This is a genomic window from Blastopirellula sediminis, assembly GCF_020966755.1.
Classification (GTDB): Bacteria; Planctomycetota; Planctomycetia; order Pirellulales; family Pirellulaceae; genus Blastopirellula; species Blastopirellula sediminis.
Genome location: NZ_JAJKFT010000004.1, coordinates 250,114 through 270,787, shown reverse-complemented (window position 1 = coordinate 270,787; position 20,674 = coordinate 250,114). Strand labels below are relative to the sequence as shown.

Annotated in this window: 11 protein-coding genes; 3 read left to right on the top strand and 8 right to left on the bottom strand. The window is 60.9% G+C overall.

What is annotated here, in order from left to right; genetic code table 11:
* Window positions 1-441: 441 nt before the first annotated feature.
* The 3 genes from LOC68_RS04850 to LOC68_RS04840 are packed head-to-tail and all read left to right on the top strand — an operon-like array spanning window position 442 to window position 4,250.
* Window positions 442-1,563, top strand: a complete 1,122-nt coding sequence (locus LOC68_RS04850; protein ID WP_230216327.1) for a substrate-binding domain-containing protein — start codon at window positions 442-444, stop codon at window positions 1,561-1,563.
* 43 nt (window positions 1,564-1,606) lie between these two features.
* A complete protein-coding gene (locus tag LOC68_RS04845; protein ID WP_230216325.1) occupies window positions 1,607-3,106 on the top strand; it encodes a sugar ABC transporter ATP-binding protein in 1,500 nt (499 codons plus the stop codon).
* A gap of 49 nt (window positions 3,107-3,155) precedes the next feature.
* Window positions 3,156-4,250 (top strand): ABC transporter permease, encoded by a 1,095-nt coding sequence (locus tag LOC68_RS04840; protein ID WP_230216323.1) that lies wholly within the window; start codon window positions 3,156-3,158, stop codon window positions 4,248-4,250.
* A 98-nt stretch (window positions 4,251-4,348) separates the two neighbouring features.
* On the opposite strand, the gene LOC68_RS04835 is transcribed toward LOC68_RS04840, so the two are convergent.
* From LOC68_RS04835 to LOC68_RS04800, 8 genes are all read right to left on the bottom strand, one after another.
* Window positions 4,349-6,499, bottom strand: a complete 2,151-nt coding sequence (locus tag LOC68_RS04835) for a prolyl oligopeptidase family serine peptidase (RefSeq protein ID WP_230216321.1) — start codon at window positions 6,497-6,499, stop codon at window positions 4,349-4,351.
* Window positions 6,500-6,802: 303 nt separating this feature from the next.
* Window positions 6,803-7,708, bottom strand: a complete 906-nt coding sequence (locus tag LOC68_RS04830; RefSeq protein WP_230216319.1) for a DUF58 domain-containing protein — start codon at window positions 7,706-7,708, stop codon at window positions 6,803-6,805.
* A gap of 21 nt (window positions 7,709-7,729) precedes the next feature.
* Window positions 7,730-8,761, bottom strand: a complete 1,032-nt coding sequence (locus LOC68_RS04825; protein ID WP_230216318.1) for an AAA family ATPase — start codon at window positions 8,759-8,761, stop codon at window positions 7,730-7,732.
* A 65-nt stretch (window positions 8,762-8,826) separates the two neighbouring features.
* Entirely contained in the window at window positions 8,827-12,867 is a 4,041-nt protein-coding gene (locus tag LOC68_RS04820; protein WP_230216316.1) for a hypothetical protein, read from the bottom strand.
* Entirely contained in the window at window positions 12,864-14,546 is a 1,683-nt protein-coding gene (locus LOC68_RS04815; protein ID WP_230216314.1) for a hypothetical protein, read from the bottom strand. The genes LOC68_RS04820 and LOC68_RS04815 overlap by 4 nt, the downstream gene beginning before the upstream one ends.
* Window positions 14,543-17,035: a hypothetical protein gene (locus tag LOC68_RS04810; RefSeq protein ID WP_230216312.1), complete on the bottom strand. Its 2,493-nt coding sequence runs from the start codon at window positions 17,033-17,035 to the stop codon at window positions 14,543-14,545. Before LOC68_RS04810 ends, LOC68_RS04815 begins: the two co-directional genes overlap by 4 nt.
* The gene (locus tag LOC68_RS04805; RefSeq protein ID WP_230216310.1) at window positions 17,036-19,552 is read right to left on the bottom strand and encodes a BatA domain-containing protein; all 2,517 of its coding nucleotides are present in this window, start codon (window positions 19,550-19,552) and stop codon (window positions 17,036-17,038) included.
* Between the two features lie 35 nt (window positions 19,553-19,587).
* The gene (locus LOC68_RS04800; protein WP_230216308.1) at window positions 19,588-20,643 is read right to left on the bottom strand and encodes a squalene--hopene cyclase; all 1,056 of its coding nucleotides are present in this window, start codon (window positions 20,641-20,643) and stop codon (window positions 19,588-19,590) included.
* Window positions 20,644-20,674 lie beyond the last annotated feature (31 nt).

Here is a 20,674-nt window from a genome sequence, read left to right as displayed (position 1 = left end):
GTACCGGAAAGCCTTTCAGTAGACTGGCGGTTACGTGGAAACGTCTCAATTTGAAGAAGGGTTACGCAGATGAAAATCATGAAGACGTTGATGGTTGCTGTGGTGTTGGCCTCTTTGGCCGCTCCGTTTGTCGGTTGTGCTCCGTCGGAACCCCCGACGACTCCTCCGCCGGCTAACACCAGCAACTAAGTTATTTGTTTCGACTTCCCAGCGGGCCTGCGGGTTCGCTGCGGAATTGCGAAATTCTGACGCGCGTCCTTCTGGGCGTGCGTTTTTTATGCGCGAAACCGAATCGGGCGGTCGTAACGGGGCATTTCGGAGCGTTATCTTTCGCTTTGCTGTGCGTCAGTTGCCTCTGCAGCGATGTCACTTTAAAATAGCGACTTGTTTACTTTTGTATTCCTCTTCTACCACCCCCTCCTCTGCTTTAGGCCAGCACCCATGAAACGTCGTCTCTTTCTGAAGGCGTGCGCCGTCGCCGCCTCGGCTGCGATCGGCTGTAGCTCTGAGTCGAACCCCTCAGGCACATCCGGAGGAGGAGGAACCGCCAAGTACGATTTCCCCGTTACCCACGGCAAATACACGGTCGTCGCCCTCCGCTCGGACAGCGGGAATCATGACCGGGCGAAGCAAAACGCCGAGGCCGCGATCTCGAAATACCCGAATCTGAACTGCATGGTCGGCCTCTACGCCTACAATCCCCCCACCATTTTGCGGGCCGTAGAAAATGCCGGAAAGCTCGACGACATCAAGATCGTCGGCTTCGACGAAGACATCGAGACGCTGAAAGGGATTGAGGAAGGGAAGATCTTCGGCACCGTCGTGCAGCAGCCGTTCTTGTTCGGCTTCAAGTCGGTCGAGTACCTCTCGGCCCTCGTTCGCGGCGAAGAGGTCGACGTCCCCGAAAGCAAAATCATCTACATCCCGCACCGCGTCATCCGCCCCGATAACGCCGCGCAGTTCAAGGCCGACATCGAACAGATGATGGCCGGCAAAGCTCCCGCGCCGAAGCTGGAACGAGACGACTACGACACCAAAGAACCGGTCAGCTTGGCCTTTTTGACCAACACGGTCGATCCCTTCTGGGACCTTGCCGAACAAGGGGTTCGCTGTGCCGAGCCGATCTTCAATGCGTCGTGCGACGTCTATCACCCGCCGACCGCCAGCGCGGAAGAACAGAAGCGTTTCATCGAGCGGAAGCTGAACGACGATTGCCAAGGCCTGGCTCTTTCGCCGATCGACAAAGAGAACCAGCAGACGCTGATCAACCGTGCCTGCGAGAAGATGAAGGTGATCTGCCACGACAGCGACGCGCCGGAAACGAACCGCTTGTTCTACATCGGCACCGGCAACTACCTGGCCGGTCGCGCCGTCGGCAAGCTGGTGAAGGAAGCGATTCCGGATGGGGGCGAAGTGGCGATCTTCGTCGGCAAGCTCGAACAGCTGAACGCCCAAGAGCGCAGCTCCGGCGTGATCGACGAGTTGCTCGACAGGCCGATTCCGCCTGAGTACGCCATCGGAGGCGACGCCGCCGCCGAAGCGGCCGAATCAAAGTCCGAGTAGCGACCGCCGCCGAACTCATGCACCTTCTGCGAAAGGGGCCCGCGTGCCGCTGCTCGAAGTCTGTAACGTCTCGAAACGCTTCCCCGGCGTCAAAGCGCTAAAAGGGGTCAGCCTCTCGATCGCCGCCGGCCAGTCGGTCGCAGTGATCGGCGAGAACGGCGCAGGCAAAAGCACGCTGATGAAGATCCTTGCCGGGATTCAAACGCCCGACGAGGGAGAAATCAAGCTCGACGGCCGCCCGGTCGAGATTCGAAATGTCCGCGACGCCGAGAAGTTCGGCATCGCGCTGATTCACCAAGAGCTGAATCTGTGCGACAACCTGGACGTCGCGGCGAACATCTTCCTCGGCAAAGAGCCCAGGACCTTTGGCTTTTTGCGACGCCGCGAAATGGAACGTCGCGCCAGCGAAGTGCTGCGGCAAGTCGGACTCGATATTCCGCCGACCGCGTCGCTCGCTTCTCTTTCGATCGGGCATCGGCAGTTGGTCGAAATCGCCAAAGCGCTCGCCTCCGACGCGCAAGTGCTGATCATGGACGAGCCGACCTCCAGCCTTTCGACCGGAGAAGTGGAGAACCTGTTCCGGGTGATTCGCACCTTGCGAGACCGCGGCGTCAGCGTCGTGTACATCTCGCACCGCCTGAGCGAGATCCACCATGTCGCCGATCGAGTCGTCGCGTTGCGTGACGGCTGCAACTCCGGCGAACTTGAAAAAGACCAGATCACGCACGAACAGATGGTCCGCTTGATGGTGGGCCGCGATCTCGATCAGTTCTTCCCCCATTCGCCGCATGAAGCGGGCGAGGTCGTCCTTTCGGCTCGCGGAGTTCGCGTTCGCGGCAACGGCGCCTATCCGATCGATCTGCAACTAAAGGCGGGAGAGATCGTCGGTCTGGCGGGACTTGTCGGCGCCGGACGGACGGAATTGCTCGAAACGTTGTTCGGCGTACGCCGCACACTGGGCGGTTCCGTCGAAGTCGCCGGCCAGGCGGTTCGTCTGCAAAGCCCCCGCGATGCGATTGCGGCCGGGCTCTTCCTCGTGCCGGAAGATCGCAAGCAGGACGGGCTGGTGATCGAGATGACCGTTGGCGAGAACATCACGCTGCCGGGGCTGATGCGGGCCTCCACCGCCGGGATGCTACCGACGCGCTGGGAAAAGACGACCGCCGACGAGATGATCCAAAAGCTCCGGATCAAAACGCCGGGCCCAGGACAGATTATCCAGTTCCTCTCCGGCGGCAATCAGCAAAAGGCGGTGATCGCCAAGTGGCTGGCGATTGGGCCGAAGGTGCTGCTCCTCGACGAGCCGACCCGCGGCATCGACATCGGCGCCAAGCACGAGATCTATGAGATGATGGAACAGCTCGCGCACCAGGGAGTCGCGATCTTGTTCGCTTCCAGCGAAATGGAAGAAGTGATCGGCATGTCAGACCGCATGCTGGTCATGCACGAGGGGCGAATCGCCGGCGAACTTCGCCGCGATCAGCTGAGCGAAGAAGCGATCATGCGTCTGGCGACCGGCGCAACAACCGCAGCGACAACTTAGAGCAACATCAGGCGACGCAAAGGGCTGCCGAATGAATAAGAGTTGGGGAATGCTGATTTTGCTGATCGTGATCTGCGTCGTGACGGCGGTCTTTCGCCCGCGATTTGTGGAGCCCGGCAATCTCGCCAACATCATCCGCTGGACGTCGCTCTACGGCGTGATGGGAATCGGCGTCGCCTTCGTCATCATCACCGGCGGCATCGACCTTTCGATCGGTTCGATGCTGGCGCTGGTCGGTTGTTTATTCGGCGTTACGATGGCGCAGTACAACTTACCGCCGGCAGCCGCGATCTGCCTGGTGATTGCGATGTCGACGCTGCTTGGTCTTGTCTATGGTCTGTTAATTACCAAGCTGAAACTGCAACCATTCGTTGTAACGCTCTGCGGTCTGTTGATCTTGCGCGGCCTAGCGCGCGCTACCGCCGGGGGAAGTTCGGTCGGCGGCTTCTCGAAACTCGGCTACTTGATCAACTACGAATGGGGAAGCGTCCCTGTACCTTTCCTGCCGTGGATCAACGAAGGTTACTGGAGCTTCCACAAGTGGATCCCCAGCCGCGGCGATCAACCGGGGCACTTCGCCCTGAATGACGCCGGCGAGCGTATCGGCCTCGATTGGTACGACTGGGTGCCGCTCCATCCGCCGATCATCTACTTGGCGGTGATCGCCGTCGTCGCCGCGATCCTGCTCAACTGGACCGTCTTCGGCCGCCATCTGAAGGCGCTCGGCAAGAACGAACAAGCGGCGCGCTATAGCGGCGTTCGCACCGACACGATGGTCATCATCAGCTACATGATCTGCACCTGCCTGGCAGGGGTCGCCGGCGTTCTGTTTTCGATCGACATCGGTAGCGTGATGCCGAGCACCTTCGGCAACTTCTACGAACTCTACGCGATCGCCGCGGCGGTCCTGGGCGGTTGCAGTTTGCGGGGGGGCGAAGGCTCGATCATCGGCGTCGTGATCGGCACGGCGATTCTGCGCGTGCTGCAGAACTCGATTGAAATGTGGTCGATTCAGGAACTCGAATTCGCGGTGGTCGGCGGCGTGATCCTGATCGGCGTCATCGCCGATGAAATCGCCCGGCGGATCATCGCCGCACGACGGGCCCGGCAAGAAGCGGCCCTCTTAGAAAAGCAAACTGCGTAAGTTCTGACGCTCCTGGTTGCACCAGAACTTGCGCATTAAAAACGCGTGGTAACGCAATCCACGTGCGTTACCACGCGTTGTTTTATTCCAGGCAGTCGTTACTCTTTCGCCGGTGCGAAGAGTTGCTGTTTAAGGAAGGTGAACGCCATGGCGGTCATGAAGGCCGACTGGCGATTGTTCGCGGCGCCGCCGTGACCACCTTCGATGTTCTCGTAGTAAAGAACGTCTTTCCCCCACCCTTCCATCTTGGCGAACATCTTGCGGGCATGCCCCGGATGAACGCGATCGTCGCGGGTCGACGTGGTGAAGAGAACGGTCGGATAGTCGACCTCTTCCTTCACGTTGTGATACGGCGAGTAGGTCCGGATGAACTCCCATTCTTCCGGGACGTCAGGATTGCCGTATTCGGCCATCCACGAGGCGCCGGCCAACAAGTGGCTGTACCGCTTCATATCGAGCAGCGGCACCTGGCAGACGGCCGCTTTGAACAGATCGGGGTACAAGGTAACCATATTGCCGACCAGCAGACCGCCGTTCGATCCCCCTTGGATCCCCAGATGCTCACGCGACGTCACCTTGCGATCGAACAGATCTTCGGCGACTGCCGCGAAATCTTCGTACGCCTTCAAGCGGTTCTGCTTCAGCGCCGCTTGATGCCAGCGAGGACCATATTCGCCGCCGCCGCGAATGTTGGCGACGACGTAAACGCCCCCTTGCGTCGACCAGGCGCGACCGACCGTCGCCCGATAGCCCGGCTGCAATGAGATTTCAAAACCGCCGTAACCGTACAGTAGCGTCGGGTTGCTGCCGTCGAACTTCATGTCTTTGCGATAGAGCATGAAGTAGGGAACCTTCGTTCCATCTTTGCTCGTGGCGAAGTGCTGCGCCACCGTCAGGCCGGTCGCGTCGAAGAACTCCGGCATCGCCTTCAGCTCTTCCGGCTCTTTGCCGACCTCGCCCATCAGCAGGGTCGTCGGCGTCAGGTAGTCGGTCGACGTCATGAAGTAGTCGTTCGACTCGTCCGGATCGACCGGCGAAACGCTGACCGTTCCGAGCGTCGGAGCGCCGACCAGCGGCGTCTTCGACCAGGCGCCGTCCGCTTCTTCTTTCATCACAAACAACTTGCTGGCGACGTCTTCGAGCACATTTAGCAGCAGGTAATCCTTAGTGAAGCTATAGCCGGCTAAAGCGTTTCGCTCGTTTGGCTCGAACAGCAAGGTAAAGTCCCGTTTCCCCGCCATGAAGTCGTCAAAGTTGGTCACCAGCAGCGAACCCGCCTTGTAGGTCTTCTCGCCGACGGTCCAAGCGTCACGCAGTTCGAGCGTCAGGTACTGGCAATGAACTCCCTTGCCGGCCGAATTCGGCGCTTCGATTTGCGCTAGCGAGCCGTCCTCCTTCAGCAGGTAGATCTCGTTGTTGTAGAAAGCGATCGCGCGACGGACGAAGTTCCGCTCAAAGCCAGGCGTTTCGTCATGCGTGGCGCTAATCGACATGTCAGTCATTTCCCCTTCGTAAACGACCTTCGCATCTTCCAGCTTTTCGCCGCGGGTCCAAAGCTTCGCGATCCGCGGATAGCCCGACTTGGTCATCGAACCGGGACCGAAGTCGGTGGAGATAAAGACGTGATCGATATCGATCCAGCTCATTCCCCCTTTGGCTTCGGGACGATTGAAACCGTCTTCGACGAACTTGCGGGTCGTCATGTCAAACTCGCGGGTGACGTCGGCGTCGGCCCCGCCGCGCGACATACTGATCAAGGCGCGGTTGTAGTCGGGCCGGAGCATCTGGGCGCCGCTCCAGACCCAGTTTTCGTTTTCGGCCTTGGCCAGCTCGTCAAGATCGATGATCACTTCCCACTTCGGCTCGGCCTTCTTGTATTCGTCGAGGGTCGTCCGTCGCCAAACGCCCCGCTCGTTCTTTTCGTCGCGCCAGAAGTTGTAGTAGTATTCGCCACGCTTGCGGACGAACGGAATCCGGTCGTTCGAGTCGAAGATCGCCAGCAGATCGTCGCGGAGCTTGGCGAAGTCGGGATCGCTTTCGAGTTTCGCCTGCGAAACCTCGTTGCGAGCACGCACCCAGTCGAGCGCCTTTTCTCCTTCGACATCTTCCAACCAGACGTACGGATCGGTTTCGCTGCTCACGCTTTCCGCTTTCTTATTCTCTGCGGTCCCATCCGCAAAAACGCAGAAAGGAGCTAACGTCAAAATCATCCAAGTTGCTGCGGCGCCGGCCGCTACTCGCATCATCATATCGAGAATTCCCCGTTTCGACTGCGACATTCCAAGCGAAGCTTCCGCCGCCCAACCGAGGCGACGTCCCGTAATCTTAGACCAAACCAGCAAGGCAGGTCGTGCCGAAAATCACGGTTTGGCGGCGGAGAAGTTCCAATTTCGCGGAGAGCCGCCGAGGTAGACGCAAAAAAGGACGCGGGCCGCCGGGAAAACGTCCTACCACGTTCGAGCCATGCGAATGGAATCATCGCACGGACGGAAGACAGTTTGGCGACTCCGGCCGCAATTCCCTCCGCTTGCGCTTCGGGCCACGAAGAGCGACTACCGTCGCGGCATGCGCATTCGCTTATTGAGATAGTCGGCGAACATGCTGGCCATATCTTCGCGGGTATCGACCAGGACATGGTCGCAACCGTTGCGGAGCGAGATCTCTTCCAACTGCTTGTTGAAGGCGCCGACCGCTTCCAGATAGGCGGCCCGCAGATCTTCCGGCTGAGCGAGGAATTGCTCGGCCGCTTCCAGGCCGACGAACCGGATCATACCGTCCATGTCGAAGTAAAGTTCGTCATGGTGCATCACCTGGAACAGCACCACTTCATGCTTGCTGAACCGCAGCCGCTGGATCGCGGCTTCTAACGATTCAAGCTCGCCGAAGAAGTCGCTGAAGATCATCACGATCTCACGCCGCTGCATCCGCTCGGCCAGTTCGCTGAGACACTGGGCGAGGTTCGTCTTTTCGATCGCTTCGACTTCGTCCAGGTGCTGCGTCATCTTGACCACCTGATGCATCGAGTTGCTGGGGCGAATGTGCCCACGAATGTGCGTATCGAACGTCGCCAGGGAAACCTTGTCGCTCTGCCGCACGATGCTATGCCCCAAGACGGTCGCCATCCGCGACGCGTAAAGCAGCTTTTGCTCGTCTCCTTCCCCGTAGCGCATCGACGAACTGATATCGAGCAGCAGATGGCACGTGAAGTTCGTCTCCATCTCGTACTGTTTGATGAAGTACTTGTCGCGCGTGAAGTAGACGCGCCAGTCGATATGCTTCGGATCGTCGCCGGGAACGTACTCGCGATGTCCCGCGAACTCGACCGCGAACCCGGAAGCCGGCGAACGGTGCGCGCCGGCGAGGTTCCCCATCACCAGGCCGCGCGGTTCGATACCACGACCGGCGACGCGGCTGAGGACTTCGGGATCGAGATAACGAGCTAAAACGGAGCTGGACATCGCTGCACTTTCGCCAAAAAACTACGCGGCGGGACGTTCGTACTTCTTGTCGGCCGGAATCGCTTCGAGCAACATGCCGATCAAGTCTTCGCTCGACAAGTTGTTCGCCTGGGCGGCGTAGTTGCCGGCGATACGATGCCGCAGCGCCGGTTTGGCGACCGCTTGCACGTCGGCGACGCTCGCGTGATACCGACCGTACAGAATCGCCCGGGCTTTGGCGCAGGTCACCAGCGTCAGCAGACCACGCGGGCCAGCTCCCCACGCGGCCCACTTGTTCACGAAGTCAGGCGCCTCGGGCTGTCCCGGACGGGTCGCACGAATCAAAGCCCACGCGTAACCGAGCACCTGATCGCTGACCGGCACGCGGCGAACCAGGTCTTGGAACGCTTTGATCTCGTCGCCGGTAACGCAGGCTTCAATTTTTCCCATCTGGTTGGTCGTCACGCGACGCGCGATGTCCCATTCTTCGGCGCCGCTCGGGTAGTCGACCTTGATGTGCAACAGGAAGCGGTCGAGCTGCGCTTCGGGAAGCGGGTAGGTACCTTCCTGTTCCAACGGGTTTTGCGTCGCCAACACGAAGAACGGGTCAGGCAAGCGATGGATCGAACCGCCGGCGCTCACCTGACGTTCCTGCATCGCTTCGAGCATGGCCGCTTGCGTCTTCGGCGGCGTACGGTTGATTTCGTCCGCCAGCAAAAGGTTGGCGAACAGAGGCCCCGGCAAAAAGCGATAGGCTCGCTGACGCGTTTCCGGATCTTCCTGAATGACTTCCGTCCCAGTCACGTCGCTCGGCATCAAGTCGGGCGTGAACTGAATCCGTTTGAAGGTGAGATGCAGCGCGTCCGAAAGCGAGCTGATGAGCAGCGTTTTCGCGAGGCCCGGCACGCCTTCGAGCAGCGCGTGGCCCCGTGCGAACATCGCCACGAGGACTTGTTCGACCACGTCGTTTTGCCCGACGATCACTTTGGCCAGTTCGTCACGAATGCGTCCATACGCCTGTTCGCACCGCTGCACGGCTGCGACGTCATCCTGCGAAATCGGTTCGCTGCTCATCGAAAGCTCCTCAAAATATCTGGCGGTAAATCGCCGTTGGTTTTGTGTTGTTGGGCTCGCGCCGGTTAGTCGACGTTTTCAAAGTAACGACGGAGTCGCTGTTCATATCCTCGCGGCGGTTCGCGGCGAGCGCCGGCTTGAATCGCTTTCTGCAATCCCGGCGGCAACTTGGCGAACCAAGGCTCGTTGTCAAATCGACGCGCCTTCGCGTCGCTGTCGCCGTCGGCCAAGCTGGCCTGCGACTCGCCCCCTTCCGGTTCAGGGGAAAGGGAGAGCGGCATTTCGGCGCCATCCTGGTTTTGCGTTTGCTCTCCTCCTTGCGACGTTCCGCCGGCGGCGGCGACGCTGGAAGTGGCGCCAGGCTGCGGCTTCTGGCCCGGCGTGGGAGCATTGGCTGCCGACGGCGAAGGCGCCTGAGCGGTCGGGCCATCGCCAACGCCCGGCTTCGGAGCGCCAGCCGTTTGTCCTGGCATGGCGCCCTCTTGCGGCGGAGCCGGCATTGCGGCAAGCGCCTGCTGCACCGCTTCGCCCCCGGCGATCGCGTCGGCGGTCGCTTGCGGCGAGTTCGGAACCAGGCCGGTGCCAAGTTCGTTGCTCGTTTGCCCCAAGTCTTGTCCCATGCCGGGCATCGATTGCGACGCTGAAGCGTCGGCCATCTGCTGCTCCGGACCTTGTCCTTGCGCCGGTTGGCCAAGCTGTTGGTTGTTGGAGGAAGGTTGGTTGCCTTCTCCGCCGGGGGTTTGGCTCGACGAGTTCATTTCGCCGCCAGACTCTCCCATCGCCAAATCGCTGGCCGGCGGCGCCGGAGCGAGCGACTGTTCGGGCAGCGGAAGTTGCGACGCCGCTTCTAAACCTTCGCGAAGCGGCATGTTGGCGACTTCCTGCTGGCCGGAGATCTGCTGGGCGCCTTGTCCGGTGGCGGTCTGCGCTTCGGCGAATTGACGCGAAGCGTTCGCGAGTTGCTGAGCCGCCGCGGCCGCTTCGGGCGAAATCGGCGGTTGGGCTTGTCCCTCAGCCGCGTCCCCCATCGGCGGACTCGGCATGTTGTCGGCGAGGGCTTGCGCGGAACTATCGATCGCGTCGCGAGCCGCTTGCTGTTGTTCGGCCAAAGCGGCGAGCGCCTCGGCGATCGACTTATCGCGAGCGAGTTGTTGTTCTCGAGCCGTGAGGGCGGCGGCCGCTTGTTGCAAGCTCCGCTGGGCGCTCTCGGCCGCTTGTTGCATTTCGCCTGGCGCGGGCGTCGCCGGCGAACCGTCGGCCTGCGGGCTGTTCATCTCGGCGCCTTGTTGGCTCGCTTGTTCGGCTTGCCGAAGCGCCGAGGCGGCGTTCGGATCGACCATCCCAGCGTCTTGCGCCAGCTGATCAAGCTGCGGCGCTTGCTTGCCCAGCTCCTGCGCCATTTGCTGCGCCGCCTGATCGATGGCGCTAGCGAGCTTCTGGGCGGCGTCGCCGAGCGACTTGTCCGCTTCGGCCTGATTCTGGGCGGCGCCATCCGCTTCACCAGACGCAAGGTTCTCGGCGGCGGCTTCGGCCGCGTCGGCGGCATGCTGCGCGGCGGCGGAGGCTTCCGGCGCGGCGTCGGCGGCCATCTGCGCCGCTTCGGCAGCCAACTCGGCCGCTTTCGCTTGCGCGGCGGCGTCGGGCTGACCGGCCGGCTCGTTCCCCTTTTCGGCCGCCATTTGTTCCGCTTTTCGCTGGGCTGAAGCCAACTGCGCGGCAGCTTCTTCACGAGCCGCAGCCGCTTTGTTGGGGTCGCCGCTCAACGTTTCTTTGGCGGCGGTGGCGGCCGCTTTCTCGGCGTTTTGCAGCGCTTCGGCGATTCCGCCGTCCGCTTCCTGGGCGAGCATTTCGGCCTGGTCGGAAACTTGCTGCTGTTTAGCAGCGGCGTCGACCGGCGAGTTCGCTTTCCCTTGGTTCAGTTCGGCGGCGGCGGCGTTGGCTTGTTGTTGCATCTCGGCGATTTTGCCGATCTCCTGAGCCAACTGCTGCGCTTCCGCCGCGGCCGTTTTCCCTTCCGCTTTCATTTGCTCCATCTGAGCTTCCGCAATCTTTTCCTGAGCCGCTTGCAGTTGCTCCAGGTTGTCGCCAGAAGGAGCGTTATCGAGCGATTGCTTGACCGCTTCTTTGGCCGCGGAGGTTTGCGCCAGCTGTTGACCGGTCATTTCGGCCAACTCTTGAGCGGCCTGACCAGCTTCTTTGCGGAGCTGAGCGGCGGCTTGCTTGAGCGATTCGCTCGCTGACTTGGCGCCTTCGGCCGCTTCGTTCAAGTCTTTCGCCGCGCTTTCGGCGTTTTGCTGCTGCGCGGCAGAGGCGAGATCTTTCGCCGCTTCGGCGATCTGCGGTTCCGAATTCTTCAGCATCTCGGCGACTTGCGGCGCGGTGTTCTCGAGCCCCGCGGCGACGTCCTTGGCGACCTTGTCGACCTGCTGCTGCGTTTCGGCAAGATCCGCGGCGGCTTCCTTCGCTTCTTCGGCCGGCATCGCGGCCGCTTCCATCGCATCCGCGGCGATGTCGCGTTCGGCGGCGGCGGCACGTTCCAGCGCTTCGGCGGCCCGGGCCAGTTCCCCCACTTCAACCGCCAACTGTTTACGTTTCAGGTCGGCCAACTGCGCGGCGGTTTCAGCTTGGGCTTTCTCGATCGCTTCGGTCGCCTGCTCCATCGCCTCTTGGGCCGACTGCATCGCTTCCGGGGAAGCGTTCTGCTCTTGGGCAGTTTTGAGCGCCTCGGCCGCTTCAGCCGCCGCTTCCTGGGCGTCGAGCAGTCGCGACTCGACCGGCGCCGGCGAGGCTTCATCCGCCAGGTGAGCCAGTTCTTCGGCGACGCTCGCTTCTTCCTGCTGCGCGGCGGCCGGATCTTTAATCGCGGTCTCCGCAGCGGCGGCTTGATCCTTGGCGGTTTCGGCCAGTTTGTTTTGCAGCTCTTCCAGCTTCTTGACGTCTTCAGCCAACTCGTCGGCGCTCTTCTCGGCGTCATCTTTCGGAGCGGCGGAGTCAAGTTGATGAGCCAACTCGGCCAACGCGCCCAGCACTTCGCTTTGATCGGCGAGGGCTTCGGCCTGATCCCCTTCAAAGAGCTCCGCCACCGCGTCATGGGCTGCCGCTTTGCTTTGTTCGAGCAGGGGCTGGAGCGGCTCGAAGTCTTCCAGCTGTTGGGCGAGCTTGCCGAGTTCGTTGCGGATCTCTTCCTGCTTCTCGGTCAACGCGTCTGGAGTCAGCTGCGACAGGTCAGTCTCTTTGGTCGTCTCGCGCAGTTCTTCCTGCTTCTTGGTGATCTCTTCAATCAGCTTGCGGGCGGCGTCGCGGTCGCTGCTGATCAGGCCGCGGGTTTCCTCCAGTTTTTCGAGCAGTCGCTTCAGCCCTTTGATCACCTCGGCTTGCTCTTGGCCTGCTTCGGTGTACTGACCGGTGGCGAGGTTTTGATCGGCTTGATCAAGATGGACGCCGGTTTGCGCCGCTTTCAGAATACGGATGCCGTCGGCGGCGCCGGCGCCAACCTTACCGCCCCACTCGGTCACTTCGCTCAGGTCATGCACCAATTGAACGAAGAGCCCGGCGACGTCGCGTTGGTCTTGAATAACGGTCAACGCAACCGATTCGCGCTGCTGGACCGGTTGATCAAGCAGGCCAACCGTGCGATCGCGGGTCCGTTCTTCGATCACAATCAACTCACGAACCTGGGCCGCCAACTTGGCGATCTGAAGACGGCGATAAAGCCGCTGCCGTTCGGCCATCAGGGCGAGGACCACTTCGCGGATTTGATCGCGGGCCTCATTAAAGTGTTTCAGGCGGGAAGCTTGGTCTCCCTCTTGCGCTTGGACGAGCAGTTCGACGACGGCCTGCATTTCGGAACCGACCAGTCCGTCGACGTTGTCGCGCATCGTTTTGATTTCGACGTAGACCGGCATCGCCGCCAGGCCGTTTTCTTCAAACTGCCGCAGTTGAATGTCGAGAATGCTGGTCACCAGGTCGCGAGCCATCGCTTGGGCACGCTCTTGGGCGATTTCGCGGCGACGCAAGTTGGTCGCGTTCAATTCCTGGGCGGCGGTCGTGCCAACTAAGGACAGACCGATCGTCATCACCAAAGCAGATAGTACGTATCGACTCATCGCGCCTCTCCAATCCCGAGTTGACGTTTGATGATTTCGGTGAGTTGCTCTTCGGAGCGTTGGTCCGCTTCCGAGATTGCGGCCAGCACGCCGCTTTCGTCCGACACTTCCAAGACCAGCGGTTCGCTGATAGCGACCACCCCTTCGCCCCGGCCGCGCCAATCGCGGGCTTCCAGCGTGACGCTCAAACTATCTCCCTTTTCGAGCTTCAACTCCGAAAGGGGAAGCGAGTATTCACTGGAGAAGGGAAGTTGGCTCGCTTTCAGCGGGTTATCGAGCAGTTCGTAAGTCTTCACCGCGAACTCATCCTCTCCCCGCTCGACTTTCAATTGCAGTTTGATCGACGCTACCCCGTAGTCGTCGCTCACGCGGAACGCGATCACCGGCTTGGCGGTCGGCAGGACGACGCGGTGAATCGCGCTGGCGGCGATTTGCGGCGCTCGATCGTTTTTCAGTCGGAGATAACCTTTGGGAATGAACTGCGGCGCGAGTCCATCTTCGTCCTTCATTTCCAACTCGAATCGAACCGGAGCGGCGACGCTGGTGAACGGCGTTTCGCTTGGCGGCAGGTTCCAGGTCAGCTTCTTGTCGTCGGAGGCGACCATTTCGATCGTGCTTTCTTCTTCACCGACGGTCAGGTGCAACAGCGAGGTCGCCAGCGGCTTGCTGCTGATGATCTGCAGATCGACGCGACTTCCTTCCAGAACGGCCCGCTGTAGACCACGAGCCGATTCGCCGCTCTCCAAGCCGATGGCGTATTCGGGCGGCGTGACCGACATCTCGGTCTCCATCGTCGGCAGCGGCAGCACTTCGATTTGGGCAGGATCGGTCCAGCTATCGCCGAGCGAAATCTGATAAACGGCCGGCTCCATCAATCGGGGTAACTGGGCGACGAAATTCGCTCCTTCGATCTCTTCCTTCGGCGGCAGCAAATCGACCTGCGTCGCGCCGCTCTTACCGGTGAGAGAAAACTGCCCGCTGGCCGGCAACACCCCAGAGGCGAGCACTTGCACGTCGAACGGCTGACCATAGCCGATCTTCACCACCGTTTTGGCGGCTTGCGTCGGATCAACGTCGACGCCGCCGATGCGAATCGACTCGATCGTCGTCTTGGTCGGATAGTGGATGTCGCTCAGGGCCAGACGCTGCATGAACGTCCAAACATGACGCGGGGCGAGCGCCGCCGTTCCGATGGCGAACACCAGAATGACCGCCGCCCAGGTCATCCGGCGACGGAGCGGGCTGCTGTCGAATCCGTCGAACACGTCGATGTCGCCGCCCAGTTCGGCGACGTAATCGATCACCGCCGATTCGAGTTCCGCCGACCCCCACTTCGTCGCTTCGGGCGATTCAAATTGGAGCGCGCCGACCAGATCGCTTTCGATTCCATGTCGTCGTTCGACCAGCATCGCCATGTCGAGCGTCGTTTCGCTGGTTCCCAGCCACGGGGCGGCGAATTTTCGCCAGGCCCAGATTAGCGTCGCCGTAGCAATCACCAGAATGATCACTCGCTGAGCGACGTTCATTTCGAGTGCGACGTCGAGTCCGAAGACGAGGAGCAGCGCCAGCAGCAAGCTGCCGACGATCACCGCGAGCGCACTTCCTAAGCGAACGCTGCGACGGGCTTGTCGCAACTTCTGCAGTTGCCAGCGAAGTTGGTTTAGTTTGCTGCGGGTCATGCCAGGTTCGCCCTCTTCCGCGAGTACCATTCGCCCAGCATCAAGCCGACGACTAAAACGAACCAGATTGGCGTTCCCCACAACGGTTCGTTGCGGGTCACTTCCTCGCGAACGTCTTTCAATTGGATCTTATCGAGCAGCGATTCGACATCTTCCAGCTCGACCGGCAGGCCGCCTGACTGCTGGGCGATTTCGTTTTGCAGGCTGACGTTGCGGACCGCACTGCGTAGTTCGGCCGAAGCGCCGGTCGCCTGGAAGCGAACTTCGCTCACCTTATCGGTCACCGGGTCTTTGACCCGAACCACGTACTGCCCTTGTCGACTGATCGGCACGCGAATTTCGAAGCGGCCGGTCCGCAGTTCGGGGATCGAAATCTCCCGCGGCGGCGAGGGACGCCCTACATCGTCAGGCGTTTCGATTTCTCCTTGCAGCGCGCCGCCGGGCAAGGTGGCGGCCGACAGCGGCTCGAAGTTTTCGTCGTACGCTTCGACCGAGATCAGCGCCTTTTCGTCGACCAGATACTGGTCTCGTTCGGCCCGAACCACAAACCGTTTTTGGGCGCCCAGAGCATGGCTCAAGCCGAGGCGATTGATCAACTGCGACCAGAACTGGCGGTAGTACTTTTCGCCGTGCATGCGGCGGAGACGCCATAGTTCGTTGAAGCTGACGTAAACCACTTCGCCGGCGCCGTAGCGACGAATTGCGATCAGCGGCTGCGGCGTTTTGCCGTCCGCACAAAGGTCGAATGGATGTTCGGCCAGCACGGTTGCTTGCGAGTGAACCCCTTGCACCGGCTGGTACCAAGGGAGCTTGCCGAGCGACTTCCAAGCGGCGGCGTTTTCGCGACTGTCGGTCGTTTCGCCCAACTGCATGAAATCGGTTTGCTGACCAAGCGGCGTCAGTCGCAGTTCAAATTCTTTGTCGTCGCGAATCGCCATCGACCCGTCGACCTTCACCGGCAACATGTCGGCCAGCGGAGTGCCGTTAAGCTGCGAAGGCCCAAACCGCGGCCCGGCGATCACCACCAAACCGCCGCCAAACTGCCCGACAAATTCTTTCGTCATTTCGCAGAAGCGATCGCTGAGCGCGTTCCCCGGCATGTCGCCGAGGAAGATCACGTCGTTGGCGAAAAACTCGCTTCGCTGCGGCGTCAATGTCGGCAGGAAGAGTTCGTTGTTCTGACGGACCTTCGGGTCGGCCGAACGGAGGAACGTGCGGAAGCCTCGCATCCCAACCAGGCGATCGCGATGGAACACTTCTTTGACGAACCGCCATTCCCAGGTCGGTTCGTTTTCGACGAACATCAGCCGCAAGTAGTCGTCGATAATGTTCACTGCGCGAACCGAGGTGTTGTTCTCCAGCGTCGCTTCGCCGATCTGCGGTTCGACTTCGGCGATGAACGCGAAGCGGCCTGCTTGTTCCGGCGTGAAGGGCATGTCGACGTACATTACGCTCGAATCAAGCGTCAACGTCGTCGTGCCGACCGGGATCCGCGACATGCCGGTCAGCGAATCCCCTTCCAGCGGCTCGGCGTAGACGTTCACATCGACCGTTTCTCCGGTCAGGCCCGATTGATTCACCCGAACGGCGATCGTCGCACGTTCCGCCTTCTTCATCTTCGGTGGAGGCTGGACGTCGACGGCGATGTCGACCGCCGATTGCACGCCGAGGCCAATTGTGTAGATCGGAGCGCCGACTCGCTCAACCGGGCTCAATCCGCTACGAGCGGCGTTGAGCGGCGGAGCCCCAGCATTTTGGGCGAAGTCGCTGAAGAGGAGGACGCTCGCCAGGCGGCTCGTCCGATGTTGCGTCGACAAGTCGTGCAGCATATCGCCGAGCGCCGTAACGCGTCCTTCGGTCGTCAGCTGCGCCGCGGCGTCCGAGAGTTCGCTCTTCTCGGCGTTCTCTTCATCATTCAGTAGACGACGGAGGCGGCTGGTGTTTTGTCCGTCGAAGATGAACGGCTCGACTTGCACTCCCCGCTCTTCGGCCAGGCGGGTCAGCAGGTTGCCGTTCGGATTTTGCAGGTAAGCCTGCAACCATTGGGCGCGCGAGGCGGCTGCAGACCCAGCGGTCCCCAGCGCTGCTGAACTCCCTTGCGTCTGTAGTCCAACAACGGCAGCCAATGCCTCGCGCGTTTCCACGGGCAAGTCATCGGCGATCGTCATGCTCTCGGTTCCGTCGAATACGGCGTAAACGACAGGCTCCGGATCATTGGTCGCCGTGACTTGCAGGATCGGGTCAGCCAAGGTGAAGATCAGCAGCGCGAGCAGCAATCCGCGCGTCGCCCCGAGCGCGTATCGCGCCCAGCCGCTGAGCCGCGGATGGAACTTCGCATAGAACCAGAGCGAAGCGCACAGCGCCGCAGCACATCCCAGGATGACCCAAAAGGCGTTGCCGCTTGCCCACGGCGCCGCCAGAGAAAGATGCACGCGATCGATCGACGACGCGTTGCGAATGTTCAGAAGCCAGCCGAGCGTTTCGGTCATTTACGAACGAGCCTCCTCGTTCAAAGGGGTGGCGCCGGTCGACTCCGAGCGGGAGAAGAGTCGATCGACCCAATTCGGCCGAGCAATCAACAGCATTTCAATCAGCAGACAAGCGAGCGCCAGCCCGATCAGGTACTTCCACCAGTCTTGTCCACGTATCTGAGCCCCGGCCAGGCTAATCACTTCGCCCGGAGAGAGCCATTTGATCTTTTCGCTGAGCCCGCGGGACTCGAAGTCTTCATGCGTGAGTCGTTCGATCTGCGATTCGGCCGCTTGCGGCTGCACCGCCAAGATCATCGTTTGCGGCGGTTCCGGCGACAGGGTCGGATCGCTGCTCAGTTGACGTTCGCTGACGGTCAACTCGTACTTTCCGCCGCGGAGCAATTGCGGCACGGTCACGCCGCGGGTTTGATCATCAAGAAAGCCGATCGGCAGTTCTTCGGCCCCGTCGACGCCGGGACGGGCCAACTGAACCATCGTCGTGGTCGACGCCGACTCGAGCGGGAGCGAAACCTGCGTGAGGGTCGGGAAGTTGCGCTGCGGCAACGTCGTTTCGAGCATCCCTCGCAACAAGCGGTCGAAGATCAGCACGGCGTTCGTACGCGGCAAGGTGTTCCAGAGGTTATCGATACCGGTCGAAACGAGCAAAACCTTGCCGTCGCCCATTTGTCGTTCCACCAGGAACGGCTGATCGTTATCAAACCGAGCGAGGATGCGGGGCAACAAGCGTCGATCAAACGGCGTCTCTTTCGGCTCGGCCGATTCCCCTTCTTTCGAATCGGCTGCTTCTTTCTCGGCCGTTTCGGAAACGGCAGTCGTTTTTGTAACGTCATTGCGCCACAGCAACCAACGGTCCGAGGTCATGTCCTCTTCGTCAACTTGTTTGTTCGCCTCAGCCTTTGTCGCCTTCTGAACCGCCGCGACCGTCGTCTCGTCAATGCGAGGAACGATCGACTTGAAGAAGAGAGGCTCGGCGTAGAGATCCAATAGTTGCGAATCGGAGAGTCCCGACAACTGGAAGTAAGCGTTGTCTCGCATGCTGTCATACGACAGACGGAACGGCTCGAGTCGGTCAACGTTAGCGTCAAGCGAGACGCCATTGGGAATCGGTTCCAGCGGCGCGGGCAAGATTCCGGCGCCATCGCGCCAAGCGACCTGCGTCCAGCGAGCCGGATCAAATTCGCCGCCGGCCGAAATGACGAGTTGTCCACCTTGGCTGACGAATTCGTTCAAAACGTCGACCGCAAACTCCGGCGGCTCCGCGATTCCGCCAACCACCGCCAGACGCGCGTCTTCAAGCAACGCCCGCAAGCTGGGAGCGTCAAGATCTTCCAAGCGGCGATGACGAACCTGAATCAATTGGCGCTGCTCTTCGCGGCGACTGGTGACCGGCGCCAGCAAGCGGCGGAGCGCCCAGGTTTCGCCATAACGATTGCGGCGAGGATCTTCGTCCGCTTCGGCCATCGAATCAAGAAAGACGACCGGCAGCGCGGCGACGACCGACGCGACGATCGTGCGCGAGTCGTCGGCCGGGAGGCGATCGGGGGGCAGCGAAACTTCGACCGCGACCGTGGTCGCTTTGCCAGGCTCGATCGCCATGCCGTCGAAGAGATACTCAAAGGTCAACTCCCGTTCGCTGTTCGGCGGGAGCGAGATCATCTGCGAATCGACTTCTTCGCCGTTCACGCTGAAGACGACTGGCACGTCGTCACGCGAGTTTTCGCCGGTATGGGAGACGCGGACGACGAACGTCGAGGGCGTATCGATATCGGCCAGCGCGTCTTGCAGTTCAAAGCCGGAGATCGAAGTGTTGGTCGAATCGTCGGCGCCGATTTCGACCACTTGGAGCGGCGGGAACTGTTCCCACTGAGCGGCCGAGCGCAGGTCGTCCCAAGCGCTCGCTTGTTGATCGGTAAAGAAGATCGCGCGCGGCGAGAGAGTCGGCGTGTGAGCGGCGGCGACGGCGATTTGGTTGCCGACGGCGATCAAGTCGGCCTCGCGGTCGGTCGGATCGATGGCGGCGATCGCGGCGGCGGCGTCCTCGCGGGTTCGGTAAGGATCGACCGCCGTCGAGCGAGTCGAACCGCAAGCGGCGATCACGTTGATGCGACTGCCGGGAGGAAGTTGATCGAGAAAGTCGATCGCCTGACGTTTCGCTTCGTCGAGCAAGGTTCCGTCGAGCGATTCGACTCCCATGCTCATGCTGTTGTCGATCGCCAAAACCGCGAGCAGCGGTTGAGAAGCGTCAAAGTCGCTCGCTCCGACCGACAGGAAAGGACGCGCCAGCGCCAAACCGAACAGCAGCACCGCCGCAGTCCGCAAGATCATCAGCAAGATGTCGCGGAGCTGCAGGATGCGGCGATTCCGCTTCATCGCTTGCTGCAGGAAGTCCATGGCGCCCCAGTGCACGGTGCGATAACGGCGGCGATTCATCAAGTGAATGATGATCGGCCCCGCTGCGCACAACAGTCCCGCAATGGCGAAACCGCTAGCCGTGAGTGAGGGGAGAAAGTTCATCCGTCTGCCTGGTAGGAGCGTAGATTCGAGTAGCGCTAGTTGGAATTAAACTGCTGCGACAATCCTTCGATGCGGCCTTCCTGCAGAATCGGCAGGTAGCGATTGGGCATCGCCAGAATGAAGCAACCGACCGCGGTGCCGTACAGTTCGCTGGGCATGCCGCCCAAGTGAGCGCCGGCGTTCCACTTGCCGTGCTCGCGAGGATTATCAGGTCGAATAATCTGACTCGCGACGACCTGATCTCGCAAAATCGGATACGACTTTTTCCAGTCGTCTCCGCCAACCTGATACAACGCTTGTCCGACGTAATATAAGGTGTAGGCGTCAAACGGCAGTTTGCCGTTGTGACGTTCTTCCTTTCCTTTGAGCTGTTCGATCTGGACGTTGATGATGTCCATGTTCTTGCGGATGCGCCAGTCGTCGTACTGACCAAATTCCTGCAAGCAAACTACCCCGGCGGCCGCCATCGCGGTCGACGACTTGCCGCCGTTACGCGAATAGGTGAATTGACCGGCCCGCTTCATCTGTTCGGTTTCGGGGGCGTTGCGGGAAATCCCTTCCGGTTCGTAGTGATCACGCACGCTAGCGATCGCCATCTGAATCACTTCCGGCGGAACTTCCAGTCCGCTATCGACGGCGCTCCGCAGCGCCTTGGCCTGCATGACGGCCAGGCTGAGATCGTGGCCATGCTCTTGTCGCCGCGCACGATAATCCCAACCGCCATCTTCGCATTGCGTGTTGGCAATGAGTTTCAAAGACCGGTCGAGCGCCGAATTAATTCGCGGATCGCCGGTCATTCCATGAGCCTGCCCGAGGACGAAAGTCGCCAGCCCATGGTTGTACATATCACGCTGCGCATCGGCGACGTTGAGCAGTCCCGACGGCTTCGCGTTCGTTAGCAGATAATCGACCGCTCGTTCAACAGTCCGGCCGTACTTCCCTCGTCCTGGAGCATGACCGTCGGCCAGAAACGCCAACGTTCCCATGGCGACCAAACCGAGGTCGTCCGATTCCCAGTTTCCTTTGGGGCCCTGATTCTTGGCCAACCAATCGAGACCGCGAGCCAGAGCGGCTTCGCTCTCAGGCGTCATTTCCCATTCCCCCTGCGCAAAAGCGGCATGG

Coding starts and splice junctions, on each gene's coding strand:
- LOC68_RS04835 (WP_230216321.1), bottom strand. CDS start 6,499: ATGATGATGCGAGTAGCGGCCGGCGCCGCAGCAACTTGGATGATTTTG.
- LOC68_RS04805 (WP_230216310.1), bottom strand. CDS start 19,552: ATGAACTTTCTCCCCTCACTCACGGCTAGCGGTTTCGCCATTGCGGGA.
- LOC68_RS04825 (WP_230216318.1), bottom strand. CDS start 8,761: ATGAGCAGCGAACCGATTTCGCAGGATGACGTCGCAGCCGTGCAGCGG.
- LOC68_RS04840 (WP_230216323.1), top strand. CDS start 3,156: ATGCTGATTTTGCTGATCGTGATCTGCGTCGTGACGGCGGTCTTTCGC.
- LOC68_RS04820 (WP_230216316.1), bottom strand. CDS start 12,867: ATGAGTCGATACGTACTATCTGCTTTGGTGATGACGATCGGTCTGTCC.
- LOC68_RS04800 (WP_230216308.1), bottom strand. CDS start 20,643: ATGACGCCTGAGAGCGAAGCCGCTCTGGCTCGCGGTCTCGATTGGTTG.
- LOC68_RS04810 (WP_230216312.1), bottom strand. CDS start 17,035: ATGACCGAAACGCTCGGCTGGCTTCTGAACATTCGCAACGCGTCGTCG.
- LOC68_RS04850 (WP_230216327.1), top strand. CDS start 442: ATGAAACGTCGTCTCTTTCTGAAGGCGTGCGCCGTCGCCGCCTCGGCT.
- LOC68_RS04815 (WP_230216314.1), bottom strand. CDS start 14,546: ATGACCCGCAGCAAACTAAACCAACTTCGCTGGCAACTGCAGAAGTTG.
- LOC68_RS04830 (WP_230216319.1), bottom strand. CDS start 7,708: ATGTCCAGCTCCGTTTTAGCTCGTTATCTCGATCCCGAAGTCCTCAGC.